Annotated in this window: 1 protein-coding gene; it reads left to right on the forward strand. The window is 61.9% G+C overall.

What is annotated here, in order from left to right; genetic code table 11:
* Nucleotides 1-462 (forward strand): M20/M25/M40 family metallo-hydrolase (locus AC1DLB_RS32045; protein ID WP_477786542.1); only part of this gene is annotated, 462 nt, incomplete at both ends.

Raw genomic sequence — 462 nt, forward strand, 5'->3', positions numbered from 1 at the left:
GAACCGGGCCTGACCCAGGTGAGCGACATCGCCATCGAAGAGTTGAAGAAACTGGGTGCCACCATCGAACTGGTGCCCAACACCCCGGACGAGAGCAACCATGTGCTGGCTATCCTCAAGGGCACCGGCAAGGCGAAAATCCTGCTGATGGCGCACATGGACACCGTGTTCAAGGAAGGCTCCGCCACCGAGCGCCCGTTCCACATCAAGGACGGCCGCGCCTATGGGCCAGGCGTGATGGATGACAAGGGCGGCATCGTCGCCGGGATCTACGCGCTGAAAATCCTTAAGAACCTCGACTTCAAGGACTACGCGCAGATCACCTTCCTGCTCGATGCCAGTGAAGAAACCGGCTCGGACGTCGCCACCGACCTGATCAAGAAAACCGCCAAGGCCCACGACGTGACCCTCAACCTCGAACCGGGGCGCCCGGCCGATGGCCTGGTGGTCTGGCGCAAAGGC

Source organism: Pseudomonas sp. 05N434, from assembly GCF_056396965.1.